This window comes from Nonomuraea montanisoli, assembly GCF_013363975.1.
Taxonomy (GTDB): domain Bacteria; phylum Actinomycetota; class Actinomycetes; order Streptosporangiales; family Streptosporangiaceae; genus Nonomuraea; species Nonomuraea montanisoli.
Window position 1 is genome coordinate 16,327 of the sequence record NZ_JABWGN010000010.1, and the last position, 13,025, is coordinate 29,351.

At 73.6% G+C, this 13,025-nt stretch carries 13 protein-coding genes; 3 read left to right on the plus strand and 10 right to left on the minus strand.

Going from position 1 to position 13,025, the window contains the following annotated elements:
- Window positions 1–161 precede the first annotated feature (161 nt).
- Window positions 162–419 (minus strand): phosphopantetheine-binding protein, encoded by a 258-nt coding sequence (locus HTZ77_RS25470; protein ID WP_205303496.1) that lies wholly within the window; start codon window positions 417–419, stop codon window positions 162–164.
- Between the two features lie 212 nt (window positions 420–631).
- Between HTZ77_RS25470 and HTZ77_RS25475 the strand changes: the two genes are divergently transcribed.
- Genes HTZ77_RS25475 through HTZ77_RS25485 form a run of 3 tightly spaced genes read left to right on the plus strand, consistent with a single transcriptional unit; the run spans window position 632 to window position 4,441 of the window.
- On the plus strand, window positions 632–2,368 hold the full coding sequence (locus HTZ77_RS25475) for a condensation domain-containing protein (protein WP_328808789.1): 1,737 nt from the start codon (window positions 632–634) through the stop codon (window positions 2,366–2,368).
- Window positions 2,365–3,267: an LPD16 domain-containing protein gene (locus HTZ77_RS25480; RefSeq protein ID WP_175592222.1), complete on the plus strand. Its 903-nt coding sequence runs from the start codon at window positions 2,365–2,367 to the stop codon at window positions 3,265–3,267. The genes HTZ77_RS25475 and HTZ77_RS25480 overlap by 4 nt, the downstream gene beginning before the upstream one ends.
- A 4-nt stretch (window positions 3,268–3,271) precedes the next feature.
- On the plus strand, window positions 3,272–4,441 hold the full coding sequence (locus HTZ77_RS25485; RefSeq protein ID WP_175592223.1) for a cysteine desulfurase family protein: 1,170 nt from the start codon (window positions 3,272–3,274) through the stop codon (window positions 4,439–4,441).
- Window positions 4,442–4,464: 23 nt separating this feature from the next.
- Here HTZ77_RS25485 and HTZ77_RS25490 read toward each other — a convergent pair whose 3' ends face one another.
- Genes HTZ77_RS25490 through HTZ77_RS25530 form a run of 9 tightly spaced genes read right to left on the minus strand, consistent with a single transcriptional unit; the run spans window position 4,465 to window position 13,012 of the window.
- Window positions 4,465–5,466, minus strand: coding sequence for a hypothetical protein (locus HTZ77_RS25490; RefSeq protein ID WP_175592224.1), 1,002 nt, complete (start codon window positions 5,464–5,466; stop codon window positions 4,465–4,467).
- A 23-nt stretch (window positions 5,467–5,489) separates the two neighbouring features.
- A complete protein-coding gene (gene rfbA / locus HTZ77_RS25495; RefSeq protein ID WP_175592225.1) occupies window positions 5,490–6,368 on the minus strand; it encodes a glucose-1-phosphate thymidylyltransferase RfbA in 879 nt (292 codons plus the stop codon).
- Window positions 6,365–7,321 (minus strand): dTDP-glucose 4,6-dehydratase, encoded by a 957-nt coding sequence (gene rfbB, locus HTZ77_RS25500; protein ID WP_175592226.1) that lies wholly within the window; start codon window positions 7,319–7,321, stop codon window positions 6,365–6,367. The genes rfbA and rfbB overlap by 4 nt, the downstream gene beginning before the upstream one ends.
- Window positions 7,322–7,326: 5 nt before the next feature.
- Entirely contained in the window at window positions 7,327–8,490 is a 1,164-nt protein-coding gene (locus HTZ77_RS25505) for an ABC transporter permease (protein ID WP_175592227.1), read from the minus strand.
- Window positions 8,487–9,665 carry an ABC transporter permease gene (locus HTZ77_RS25510; RefSeq protein WP_175592228.1) on the minus strand — a complete coding sequence of 393 codons (1,179 nt, stop codon included), beginning with the start codon at window positions 9,663–9,665 and terminating at the stop codon, window positions 8,487–8,489. Before HTZ77_RS25510 ends, HTZ77_RS25505 begins: the two co-directional genes overlap by 4 nt.
- 2 nt (window positions 9,666–9,667) lie before the next feature.
- Window positions 9,668–10,645, minus strand: a complete 978-nt coding sequence (locus HTZ77_RS25515; protein WP_175592229.1) for an ABC transporter ATP-binding protein — start codon at window positions 10,643–10,645, stop codon at window positions 9,668–9,670.
- Complete coding sequence (locus tag HTZ77_RS25520; RefSeq protein WP_175592230.1) at window positions 10,642–11,679, minus strand: right-handed parallel beta-helix repeat-containing protein; 1,038 nt, start codon at window positions 11,677–11,679, stop codon at window positions 10,642–10,644. Before HTZ77_RS25520 ends, HTZ77_RS25515 begins: the two co-directional genes overlap by 4 nt.
- Entirely contained in the window at window positions 11,667–12,197 is a 531-nt protein-coding gene (locus HTZ77_RS25525; protein ID WP_175592231.1) for a 4'-phosphopantetheinyl transferase superfamily protein, read from the minus strand. Before HTZ77_RS25525 ends, HTZ77_RS25520 begins: the two co-directional genes overlap by 13 nt.
- On the minus strand, window positions 12,194–13,012 hold the full coding sequence (locus tag HTZ77_RS25530; protein ID WP_175592232.1) for an alpha/beta fold hydrolase: 819 nt from the start codon (window positions 13,010–13,012) through the stop codon (window positions 12,194–12,196). Before HTZ77_RS25530 ends, HTZ77_RS25525 begins: the two co-directional genes overlap by 4 nt.
- Window positions 13,013–13,025 lie beyond the last annotated feature (13 nt).

Below are 13,025 nucleotides of genomic sequence, written 5' to 3' on the forward strand. Positions count from 1 at the left end.
CCACCCGCCGCGGGCCGGGCGGGCCCCCGATCACACGCGAAGAGCGCGGCCCCCGATCACACGCGAAGGGCGCGGGCCCCCGATCTCACGCGAAGGGTGCGGGCCCCTGATGACACGCGAAGGGCGGGGGCCGGTGACCGGCCCCCGCCCTTCGAGCGGCCTCATCGGACCGGCGGGAACGCCGGAAGCGTGACGAGCGCCTGCCAGAGCGAGCCGACCGTCGCGAACGTCGACTCGTCGAGGAGGTCGTCGGGCAGCTCGACCGCGTAGCCGTTCTCGATGTCGACCAGCAGCCGCACGACGCCCATCGAGTCGAGGCCGAGACCGGCGAGCTCGTCCCGCGCGGACAGCTCCGCCGAGTCCGCGTACGGCAGGTGCGCGCGCAGAAGGCTCTGGAACTGGCTCGGAATTTCAGACATCGTCATCCGCCAATCTGCCAGAAAAATCCATTCGTACAAAGACTCCGGGAATGGCGCGGCCCCGGTCAAGGCGGCCGGGAAAGAGCACGCTGGCAGGTTGTCGCACGTCCAAGCTGCCAGCGCGGCCCGCTTGTCACGGTCCCGGGAAAAGCCAATCCTCGATTTATTCGGTAGTCCGACAATCGCCGGCGGTGGAGGCCGAGTTGTCCGCTGTGAAAACCGCGAACCTGTGCTGGGGGCAGCGCTACATCTGGTTGCGCGTCCACCAGCTCCCGCCCGGACACCAGCACGAGACGCACATCGTCCTCACCCTCGATGTGCCGGCCGGTGTCACGCCCGCCCACTGCCAGGCGATGCTCACCCACCTGGTACGGCGGCACGAGACGCTGCGCACCACGTACCACCTGGACGCCGGCGAGCCCGGCACCGGGCCTGTGCAGCGGATCCACCCGCCGGGCGCCCTGAAGCTGCGTGAGGTCACCGTGGAGCGGGACGGCACGCCCGCGCCCGCCGAGGTGGTCGAGGACCTGAGCACCCGGCCGTTCGATCTGGCCGGCGAGTGGCCGATCCGCGCGGCCGTCATCACCTCCGGTGGCGTGGCCAAGCGGGTCGTGCTGGTGCTCAACCACCTGGCCGTGGACGTGTGGACGCTCGGGGAGCTGAAGCGGGAGCTGCGCACGCAGGGCGCCGCCCTGGCCGCCCGCCGCCCCGCCACGGTCATGCCGGTGCGCCACCAGCCGTCCGACCTGGCCCGCCACGAGACGTCGGCCGACGCGACGGTGGTCGCCGCCCGGTCGATCGCGTACTGGCAGGAGGAGGTCGCCGCGCTGCCCACGGACCCCTACGCCGCCCGCCGCCGAGAAAACGGGCCGGACGGGCCAGACGGGCTGGGCGGCCCCGGCGGACCGGGCGGGCCGCCGGCCCGGCACGCGTCGCTGACCTCCCCCGCCCTGCTGGACGCGACCCGCCGGATCGCCGCCCGGCACGGCGTGTGGCCGTCGCTGGTCCACCTGGCCGCCCACACCGCGCTGACCGCCGCCTACACCGGCCTGGAGTCGGTGAGCCACCTGTCCTTCGTCAGCAACCGCGAGTCGCACCCGTACCCGGACGTCCTGACCTGCATGTTCTCGCCGACGCTGGCGCGCGTGGACTGCTCCGGCGACCCCACGTTCGGCGACCTGCTCGGCCGGGTGGCCGCCGCCTTCGCGCGCGCCAAGGAGCACTCCTACCTGCCGTACGACGAGGTGGTCGAGCTGGTGTCCCGCGAGGGGTCGCGGCGCGGCCGTGAGGTGCGGCTCGGGCCGGAGGTCAACTTCATCAAGCAGCGCTCCAAGGACTACGGGGGCCGGCGGACCGCCTTCACCTGGCATCCGGTCCCGGAGGCGTGGGCGCACGCCGGGTCCGAGGCGTACCTGCGGGTGGACGAGTGGCGCGACGCGGTCGCCGTGTCCCTCCAGGCGGCCTCGGCGGTGATGGACGCGGCGGCCGTGGAGGCGTTCCTGCGCGGCCACGAGGCCCTGATCCTCGCCTGCGACGCCGACCCGGAGGGCGGCGGCCCGCGCCTCGGCGACGTGGCCCGGCTGGCCGCCCTGCCCGACCCGCCCGCGCGCCCCGCACGCACCGGCCGCCCCATGACCGGTCCGCTGCCCGCGTGGGACGGCGGCGTCGGTGAGGAGGCCGCCCGGACCCTCTCCGCCGCCGTCCGGCTCGTCAACGGGCTGCCCCGTCTCGACCTCTCCGACAGCTACACCATCGCCGGAGGCCGCGCCCTGCGCATCCCCCGGGTGCTGGCCGAGCTCCGCGAGCGCGGCTGGGAGGGCCTGACCCTCCGGCAGCTCGCCGGGCCGGTCCCGCTGGGCGTCCTCGCCGGCCGGCTCGTCCCGACCCGGCCGCTCGCGGACCACCACCGTCCATCAGATCTCATGCGACTCGGAGTGAAGCCATCATGAACCACGCCGTCACCGACCGAGTGACCAAGACCCACCGGCTGGTCGCCTCGGAGCAGGAGCTCCGCGACGCGATCGCCCGCGAGCTGCCCGCCTCCGGCCTCGGCGACCTGGTCGTCATGGGCGGCCACTTCATGCTGTTCGAGGACGAGGCGACCGGCCGGCTCGTGCCGGGCGTCGTCGAGGAGCAGAAGGACGAGACCATGCGCCGCCGCGTCGCCGGCCGCGTCGGCATCTTCCCCGGCTACACGTGGGAGCTGTCGCTCGACCTGCTCGGTGAGTACGCCGAGGCGGGCGTCTCCGGCCGGCTGCTCCTGCTGATCAACGACTGGCAGTACGTGCCGGCCCACGACCGCCCGGCCGGCGAGCTGCGGGCCGAGTTCTTCGAGGGCTTCACCACGCTGCCCACCTCGTACGAGAAGGCGCTGTGCGACTACGGCCTGCCGGCCGAGCTGGTGCTGCCGAGCCGCAAGCACCAGCTCGCGTTCCCCGAGACGTGGCTGAAGTACCGCTTCCAGAAGGCCGCCGACCGCTTCGTCAAGCAGGGCCTGCTGGAGAAGCGCTACCTCGACTCCGGCGATGACACGGGGCGGCGCGACGCCGAGGTGGCGTTCGTGGACGCCGACGGCAACTACCGCACGCTGATCAGTTGCGGCATCACCGGCTGCGCGGGCGAGATCACCGAGATGGTGTCGGAGGTGCACAAGGCCGGCTACCGCAACCTGCTGATCTTCGCGCCGGGCGAGTGCCTGATGCCGGTCCAGACCGGCGTGGACATCGCGCTCAACCTGTACGGCCTGCCGGACATGCGCGTGGTGATCGCCGACCCGGGCGGCAGCGGCGAGATGTCCACCGACGACATCTACGCCAAGCTCGTCACCGTCAGCACCCTCAGGAGCTGACGCCATGAAGGTCATCTACCTGGACGCCTGCGCCACCACCCGCGTCGACGACGAGGTGCTGGACGCGATGCTGCCGTACCTGCGCGAGGAGTTCGGCAACCCGTCGTCGCCGCACGTGCTGGGCAAGCGGGCCCGCCGGGCCGTGGACGCGGCGGCCGAGTCGGTGGCTCGGCTGATCGGGGCCGACCCGGACGCGGTGCTGTTCACCTCCGGCGCGACCGAGAGCAACAACATCGCGCTGCTCGGCGCGTTCGGCCACGAGGACAGGGCGCCGGTCAACGGGGTGTTCTGCCCGACCGACCACAAGTCGTCGCTGGCGGTCGGCCGCGCCCTCGCGGCGCGCGGCGTGGACGCGCGGACGGTGCGGGTGGGCCGGGACGGCCAGGTGGACCTGGTCCACCTCGACGGGCTGCTCGACCTGCACACGCGGGTGGCCACGGCCGCCTGGGTGAACAGCGAGATCGGCACCGTGCAGCCGGTCCACGCGATGGCCGCGCTCTGCCACGACGTGGGCGCGCTGCTGCACGTGGACGCGGCGCAGGCGGCCGGGCGGGTGCCGATCGACGTGCGGGGGGCGGAGATCGACCTGCTGTCGCTGTCGGCGCACAAGCTGCGCGGCCCGAAGGGCGTCGGCGCCCTGTACGTGCGGCCGGAGATCCGGCACCGGCTGCGGCCGGTCATGTTCGGCGGCGGGCAGTACGAGCTGCGCAGCGGCACCGTCCCGACGCACCTGGTGGTGGGCTTGGGCAAGGCGGCGGAGCTGGCGCTGGCGCGGGCCGAGGCGGACCTGCGGCGGGTGCGCGAGCTGCGCGCGACGGCGCTGGACATCCTCGCCGCCGGCATCCCGGGCGTGCGCCTGAACGGCGACCCGCGGGGCGGCGTGCCGCACGTGCTCAACGTCGTCCTGCCGGGGGTACGCGGCGAGAGCCTGGTCTCCAGCCTGACCACGGTGGCGCTGTCCACCGGGTCGGCCTGCAACTCCGGCTCGCAGGAGCCCTCGTACGTGCTGACCGCCATCGGGGTGGACGCGGAGGACGCCAACAGCTCCGTGCGGATCTGCCTGGACCCGCGGATGTCGTTCGAGGACCTGGTGACCGGCGTGGAGACGGTCGTCGAGCGCGCCCGGGGGCTGGCCGGGGTGGCCGTCGCGATGCGCGGCCACCAGGTCGTCTGACGTCGTGGGGGCGGGGGTGGCGGTCAGCCGGCGTTGCGCAGGAAGCTCCTGGCCGCCGCCACCCCCGCCTGGAACCTGCTGGTGGCGTCCAGGTCGCGCATCAGCGTGGCGATGTGCCGGCGGCAGCTCCGCACCGACATGCCGAGCTTCCTGGCCACGACCTCGTCGGTGTAGCCCTTGGCCATCAGCGCGGCGATGGACTGCTGGAGGTCGTCGGCCACGTCGGCGTAGCCGAACTCGATGCCCTCCAGGGGCGTGGCCATCTCCCACAGGTGGTTGAACAGGTCGAGGAAGAACTGCGCGATGCCGTGGTCGCGGACCCGCGCGACGTTCGCCTCCTCGCCGCCCGAGCCGAACATGACGACCAGCGAGCGGTCGAACACCACCGCCGAGCGCGGGATGTGGCTCAGCGTGTAGACGACCGCGCCGGCGTCGGTGAGCCGCTTCATCCGCATGCGGGTGGACACGTCGCCGCGGTTGCGGTGCTGGCAGATGATGCGCACCACCACTCCCCTGGCCAGCAGGGCGAGGAACGTCTCCGACAGGTCGCCGGTCACGCCGCCGCTCGCCTGCAGCACCAGCACCTCGTCGCGGCAGGCGTCGCTGGCGGTCTTCAGGAAGCCGCGCACCTCCATGGAGCCCACCAGGTAGTCCACGGCGCGCGGGCCCGTGGACGCCTCCGCCGCGATGTAGTCGGGCTGGAAGGTGCCGATCCGCTCCCGGATCTGGTCGATCAGCTCGCGCCGGTGGTAGATCTCCCGCTCGACGGACGACACCAGCGAGGCGGCGGCCAGCTCCGGGTCCACGGGTACGAACCGCAGGCCCGCGCTGTCGTCCACCCGCAGCAGCCGGCTCTCCACCAGGTGCTCCACCGCCGCGCTCACCTCGCGCACGGCCAGGCCGAGGTCCTCGGCGGCCGCCTCGACCGACTCGATCGCGCCCTTGCGGGAGGCGTAGCGGTACACGTCTGTCACATGGTCGCCGCCGGCCGGCGTACGTCCTGGGAACAGTGCCGTCATGGTCATGGACTTGCCTCCTTGCTCACGAGTCACCGGGCGGCGAACTGCTCCGCCACGGAGATCACGTACTGGCCGTAGGCCGATTTCTCCAGTTCGACGCCGAGCCGGTGGCAGGTCTCGGCGTCGATGTAGCCCATCCGGAGGGCGATCTCCTCCAGGCACGCGATCCGCACGCCCTGCCGCTGCTCCAGGAGCTGGACGTACTGCCCGGCCTGGAGAAGCGCCTCCGGGGTGCCCGCGTCGAGCCAGGCGAAGCCGCGGCCGAGGTCGACCAGCTTGGCCTTGCCCCGCTCCAGATAGGCGCGGTTGACGTCGGTGATCTCCAGCTCGCCCCGCGCCGACGGCGAGAGGTTCTTGGCGATGTCGACGACGTCGTTGTCGTAGAGGTAGAACCCGACGACCGCCCGGTTGGAGCGGGGCGCCGCGGGCTTCTCCTCGACGGACAGCAGCCGGCCGCGCGCGTCGGTCTCGGCGATGCCGTACCTCTCGGGGTCGCGCACCGGGTAGCCGAACAGGACGCAGCCGTCGATGTCACGGCATTCCTGCCGCAGGATCTCCTGGAAGGAGTAGCCGTGGAAGACGTTGTCGCCGAGGATGAGCGCCACCGGGTCGTCGCCGATGTGGTCGGCGCCGAGCACGAGCGCCTCGGCGATGCCGTTCGGCTCCGGCTGCTCGGTGTAGGTGATGCGCAGGCCGAGCCGGGAGCCGTCGCCCAGCAGGCGGCGGATCTGCGGCACGTCCTCCGGCGTGGTGACGACCAGGATGTCGCGGATCTCGGCCAGCATCAGCACCGAGAGCGGGAAGTAGATGAGCGGCTTGTCGTTGACCGGCAGCAGTTGCTTGGAGACCGCCAGCGTCGTGGGCAGCAGGCGCGTGCCCCGGCCGCCGGCCAGCAGGATGCCCTTCATGTGTCCCCCTCGTGTCTGGTGCGGTACCACGCGACGGTCTCGGCCAGCCCCTCCTCGAAGGGCACCAGCGGGCGGTAGCCGAGGCCGCGCAGCTTGGAGTCGTCCAGGGAGTAGCGGCGGTCGTGCCCGGGCCGGTCGGCGACGTGCCGGACGAGGTCGGGGCCGGCGCCGCAGGCGCGCAGCAGCATCGCGGTCAGCTCGCGGTTGGTCAGCTCCGTGCCGCCGCCGATGTGGTACACCTCGCCGGCCACGCCCTTCTCGACGACCTGGTGGACGCCGCGGCAGTGGTCGTCCACGTGGATCCACTCGCGTGCGTTGCCGCCGTCGCCGTACAGGGGGACGGGCCGGCCGGCCAGCAGGTTCGTGACGAACAGCGGGATGATCTTCTCGGGGTACTGGCGGGGCCCGTAGGTGTTGCCGCAGCGGGTGACGCGCACGTCCATGCCGTGGGTGCGGGCGTGGGCGAGGGCCATGAGGTCGCCGGCGGCCTTCGAGGCGGCGTACGGGGAGTTCGGCCGGAGCGGGCTGTCCTCGGCCCAGGAGCCGGCGTCGATCGAGCCGTACACCTCGTCGGTGGAGACCTGGACGAACGTGGGCACGCCCGCGTCGAGCGCGGCCCGCAGCAGCGTCTCGACGCCCGCCACGTTGGTGCGCACGAACCGGTCGGCGGCGGCGATCGAACGGTCCACGTGGCTCTCGGCCGCGAAGTTGACGACGAGGTCGTGGCCGGGCATGAGCCGCGACACCAGGCCGGGGTCGGCGATGTCCCCCCGGACGAACGTCAGCCGCCGGTGGAGCAGCACCGGCTCCAGGTTGGCGACGTCGCCGGCGTAGGTGAGGGCGTCGAGCACGGTCACCTCGGCGTCGTCCCAGCCGGGGTAGGCGCCGCCGAGCAGGTTCCGGACGTACGCCGAGCCGATGAACCCGGCGGCGCCGGTGACGAGGATCCGCATGGCGCTCACCCCAGGGCCCGGGTGCGGCGGCCGAACAGGACCAGGGAGGCGCCCAGCAGCAGGGCGGCCATCGCGGCGAGCACCCCGAGCTGCGGCAGCACCGCGCCGATGCCCGTGCCGGGCACGGCCAGCTTCAGCAGCGCGTCCATGCCCCAGGCGTGCGGGAACAGGTGGCCGACGGCGTTGAGCACGTCGCCGGACGACTCGCGCGGCCACAGGCAGCCGCCCAGCATGCCGAGCACGACGCCGAGCGGCGGCCCGATGGCCGGGGCCTGGTCGGGGGTGCGCAGCAGCGTGCCGACGAGGATCGCCGCCCCGGTGGAGACCAGCGCGAACGTCCCGACGACGGCCGCCACCCCGAGCGGGTCGCCCCAGTGGACGCCGAAAGCGAGCGCGCTGACCGCCATGATGAGCGCGGCCTGGGCGAGGGCGACGAGGAGGCGGCTCAGCGCCTCGCCGAGCAGCACCGACCGGTGCCGGACGGGGGCGGTCAGCGCCCGCTGGAGCATGCCGAGCCGGCGGCTCTCGACCAGCGCGGCGGCCACGGCCATGGAGTTGATGAAGGTGAACAGCAGCAGGTTCGCGGGGGCGGTGTAGGCGAAGCCGCGCGGGTCGCCGGCCGAGGTGGAGGTGTCCTTCACGGCGACGCGGCCGGACTCGGCCTGCGCCTGCCGTACGTACAGGGCGGCCTGCTCGGGGGTGACGCCCGCGGTGCGGGCGGCGCGCGTGGCCTCCTCGACGGCCGCGACCTTGCTCACGGCGACGTCGATGGCGCTGCGCGCGGCCATGCCGCTGCCGTTGGTCTCGGTGACGACGAGGTCGAGCCGGGTGGAGCCGGACGGGATGACCAGGCCCGCAGCGAGCGAGCCCTCCCGCACGCCGGAGCGCAGCTCGGCGGCCGAGGTCATCGTCGTGACCTCCAGGTCGGGGTGGCGGCGCAGCTCGGCCAGCAGGGCGGTGGTCACAGGGCCGGATCCCTCGGCGACCACGCCGACCGGCAGCCGGGAGGAGCCCGTCGTGCCGCCGCCGAGCGCCATGCCGACGAAGACGATGGAGACGAACGGCATGACGACCATGAAGAACAGGCCGACGCGGTCGCGGGTGTGGCGGCGCAGGTTCGCGGCCACGAGCGCGAGCACGGGGCGCGGGCGCAGCCCGGTGGTCGTCATAGCAGCAGTCCCTTCCGGAAGCCGAGGACGGCGAGGCCGCCCGCCGTCAGCGCGATGGCGCACAGGACGCCCACCGGCAGCGCCACCGCCGCGAGCCCGGCGCCCGAGCCGGCCAGCTCGGTCAGCGCCTTGGACGTCCAGCCGTTCGGGGTGAGCAGTGCGACCGTCTGGAGCGGGCCGGGCAGGTTGTAGACCGGCACCAGGCTGCCGCCGAAGAACGCCGCCACGAACGACACGACCATGATCACGCCGTCGGCCTGGGCGTCGGTCCTGACCCGGCTGGTGACCAGCATGGTGATCGCGGCGGCGGCCAGCACGTGCGCGACCAGCACCACGGTCACGGCCGCCGGGTCGCCCCAGGTGGAGCCGAAGATGAGCACCGAGGCGCCCCAGTTGAGCAGGGCCCCGGCGACGGCCAGCGCGAACCCGACGGCGGCCTTGCCCGCGACGGGCACCCAGGCCGCGACCGGGGCGGCGCGGATCCGGTCGAGCGTGCCGAGCTTCCGCTCGGTCAGCAGCCCCCGGAACGAGGCGCCCACCACGAAGAACGCGAACAGCGCCGCCATGCCGGAGCCGTAGTAGACCGACAGGTCGATCTTGCCGCCGGCCAGCGGGTCGTCGGCCAGGCCGATCGCCGGGCCGGCCGCGCCGTTGCGCTCCACCAGCTCCTTGACCTGGTCGCCGGGCACGCCCGCGCGCAGCACGGCCCGTACGGCCAGGGTGCGGGCGTCGACCACGGCGGAGATGCGGTCCACGATGGCGCTCGCCACCACGCCCGCGAGCGGCGACTCGGGCGTCTTCAGGACCGCCACGTCGCCGCCCTTGCCGGCGCCGACGCTCGCGCTGAACCCGGCCGGGAAGACGATCGCCGAGCCGATGGCGCCCGACTCCAGCTCCCGGCCCGCCTGCTCCCTGCTCGGCAGGTCGCGCAGCGTCACGGAGCCCTTCAGCTCCTTGGCGGCCATCACCTCGCGCCGGACGCTGGCCGGGAACTCGCCGCCGTCGAGGTCCACGAAGCCGACCGTCGCCTTCAGCGGCGGGTCGTCGCCGCCCAGGGCGAGGCCGAACAGGGTCGCCAGCGTCACCGGGACGATCAGGGCGATGACGATCGCCGTGCCGTCGCGCAGCCGCGCGCGCAGTTCCAGCGCGCTCACCGTCCACAGGGCCCGCCACATGGTCAGTCCCTCAACGTGCTGCCGGTGAGGTGCAGGAACGTGGCCTCCAGGTCGGGCTCGATGACCTGGGTGGCCGTGACGGTGGCGCTGCCGTCCACCGCGGTGATGAGGGCGGGCAGCAGGTACCTGCCGCCCTCGGCGATCAGCCGTACCGACGAGGCGCCCGTCCGGGCCGCCTCCACCACGCCCTCGACGGCGCGCAGCTTGGCGAAGGCCGTCTCCACGTCGCCGTCGAGGACCAGCTCGACCTTGTCGGCGGTGCCGACCAGGGAGACCAGCTCGCGGCGGGTGCCGTCGGCGATGATCCGCCCGTGGTCGATGATCGCGGCGCGCTCGCAGACCCGCTCGATCTCCTCCATGTAGTGGGAGGTGTACAGCAGCGCCATGCCCTCCTCGACCAGGCGCTCGACGCCGTCGAGGATGGCCTTGCGGCTCTGCGGGTCCACGCCGACGGTCGGCTCGTCCAGGATCAGCACCTCGGGTCGGTGCAGCAGCGCGGCGCCGATGTTGATGCGGCGCTTCATGCCTCCGGAGTACGTGCCGAGCTTGGTGTCGGCCCGGTCGGTGAGGCCGATGAGGTCGAGCACCTCGTCGATGCGCGCGGCCAGGCGGCGGCGCGGCAGGCCGAACAGGCGGCCGAAGAAGCGCAGGTTCTCGCGTCCGGTCAGCTCGGGGTAGAGGGCGATCTCCTGGGGGACGTACCCGATCTTCGCCTTGGCGCGGGTCGGGTCGGCCGCCAGGTCCGTGCCGCCGACCAGCACGGTGCCGGAGTCGGGGCGCAGCAGGCCGACGAGCATGGAGATCGTGGTGGTCTTGCCGGCGCCGTTGGGGCCGAGCAGGCCGTACGCCTGGCCGGGCGCGATGGCGAACCCGACGTCCTCGACGGCGACGACGTCGCCGTAGCGCTTGCTCAGGCCCCGGCAGGCGAGGGCCGGGGTGGCCGTCGTCGCGGGGGCGGAGGCCGTCTCCAGGGCGGTCATCGGCGCCACCCCCCGGAGGCGTCGTCCCGGTCCAGCAGCTCGGCCGGGTCGCCCTTGCCGGCCACGTTCCCGGCGCAGGTCTGCCGGGTCAGGTCGGCGCCGAGCTGGAAGTCCAGCGGGGTGTTGCCGGTGATCCGGTTCCACAGGACGTGGTTGTCCAGGGCGTCGTCGCCGCCCCAGTCCTTGGAGGAGCCGATGACGAAGCCGGCGCCCATGACCGACTCGCCGCTCGGGTGGTTGTCGTGGATGTGGTTGTCCACGACGGCGACCCGGTGCGTCCCGATGAGCGCGAGGCCGACGCCGGAGATGGGCGGCCCGGCCGCGCCCAGCCCGTCGGGCTCGGCCCCGGCGGCCAGGCCGTTGCCGTGCAGGTCGTTGCCCGCCACCAGGCAGTCCCGGACGCCGCCCGCGGGCTCGCCCTCGTACACCTGGTTGAGCAGGAGCATGCCGATCGCGTTGCCGTGGCAGGCGTTGCGCACCACCCGGGCGCCGGAGGAGTTGTCGACGAAGACGCCGAAGGCGTTGGCGGACGTCTCGTTGCCGGCGATCAGGCCGTCCGAGTCGGGGCAGAAGCTGAGCGCGACGCCGCCGTACTGGCTGCCGGAGGCGCGGCAGCCGCTCACCTCGCAGCCGCTGGACTCGCGCAGGTAGACGCCCCAGACGGCGTTGCCGCGGGCCTCCACGTCGCGCACGCTCACCCCGGCGACGGAGTGGGCGTAGATCCCGGCGCCGGAGAAGCCGGTCACGGTCAGCGCCTCGATCCTGACGTTCGCGACGGCGTCGCCGTGGACGGTGATGCCGCTGACGACGCCCTCGGAGGCGTCGTGCAGCCGGGGCACGTCGGCCGCGGCTCCGTCGCCGGGGGTCAGCACGGTCCGGCCGGGGCCGGCGCCGGTCAGCGACACGCCGCCGTGCCGGATCCAGACGCTCTCGGTGTACGTGCCCTCCGTCAGCACGATGCTCGCTCCGGGACCGGCCTCGTCCAGCGCCCGCTGGATCGACTCCCCCGGTCGTACCGTCTTCACCTGGGACATCGGGCACTTTCCTTCCTGTCGACGTACACGATCGCCAGCGCCACGAACAGCCCGCCGTCGCTCCCCCATCGGGCCGCCCCGGCGACGGCCGCGTCTCCCGGGGGGCGTAGCCGCTTCAGGGCGGCGTCGTGGGAGGCGCCGTGGAGCGCGTACGCGGCGCTCCCGTCCAGCACCGCCCCGGTGGAGGCGGCCAGCTCGGCGGCGGCCTCGTCCAGCAGGCGGCCCGCCCACGCGGGCGGAGCCGCGGTCACCGCCTCGAAGTCGTGCCAGCCGAACCCCGGCGCCCGGCCGCCGACCGCCTTGATCAGGCACTCCTTGACGGAGAACGCCGTCGCCTCGGAGGTGAGCCCGCGCTCGGCCTCGGTCGTGACGTGCCGGGCGAACGCCGCACCGCCCCGCTCGACGGCCCGTGCCAGCCGCGCCGCCTCGACGACGTCCACGCCGAGGAGGACGGCGGGCCCGCCGGCGTCGTCCGGCGTGACAGGGAAGGCCGCCACGGCGGCGGTGCCGGTGCTCATGCCAGGGCGCCCGCGCAGCGCGTCACGAAGGACTCCAGGACGCCGGTGTACTCCTCGGCCCGTTCGACCATCGGGATGTGCCCGCTCTGCTCGACCACCAGCACCTCGTTGTCCGGGTAGTCGGCCAGGAGCTCCAGCCACGGGTCCACGGGGGTCATCCGGTCGTGCCGCCCCCAGACGTACAGGGACGGGCAGCGCACCTTGTCCAGGGCGGGCCGGACCGCGTAGCGGCGGGTGGCCTTGATGCTGCGCGCCATGCTCACCATGGACTCGGGCCGGCGCAGCATCTCGCCGACCTCGCTCATCCGCTCGTCCGAGAAGAAGCTGCGGCCGCTGTGGAACAGCGCGGCCACCATCCGCTCCCCGAACTCGTCGCCGAACGGGCGGACGCTGCCCCGCCGGTCGAAGCTGAGCCCGACGTCGGGGTCGGCGGTGAGGCCCGGCGCGCCGCTGACCGCGATCCCGCGCACCCGGTCGGGGTGGCGGCCGGCGAGGTCGATGGCGACCAGGCCGCCGAGGGAGTTGGCGCAGACGATGACGTCCTGCACGCCGGCGGCGTCGCAGGCGCGCAGCAGCGCGTCGCCGAGCTGCTCGATCGACCCGGCCACCTGCCGGTCCAGGGCGCAGATCGCCTCATGGGTACGCAGCACCGGCCATCCGGCCACCTCCAGGCGCCGGTACGGGTGCTCCCAGATCCACCCACCGGCGAACAGGGCGGACATGAACGCCACAGCCGGCCGTCCGCCTCCGGAGGCGTCCCCGCCGGGTCCGCCGGTCCTGTCGCCGAGGTTGTGCTCGGCGGTGAAGTCGATCATCTTTCAGGCTCCC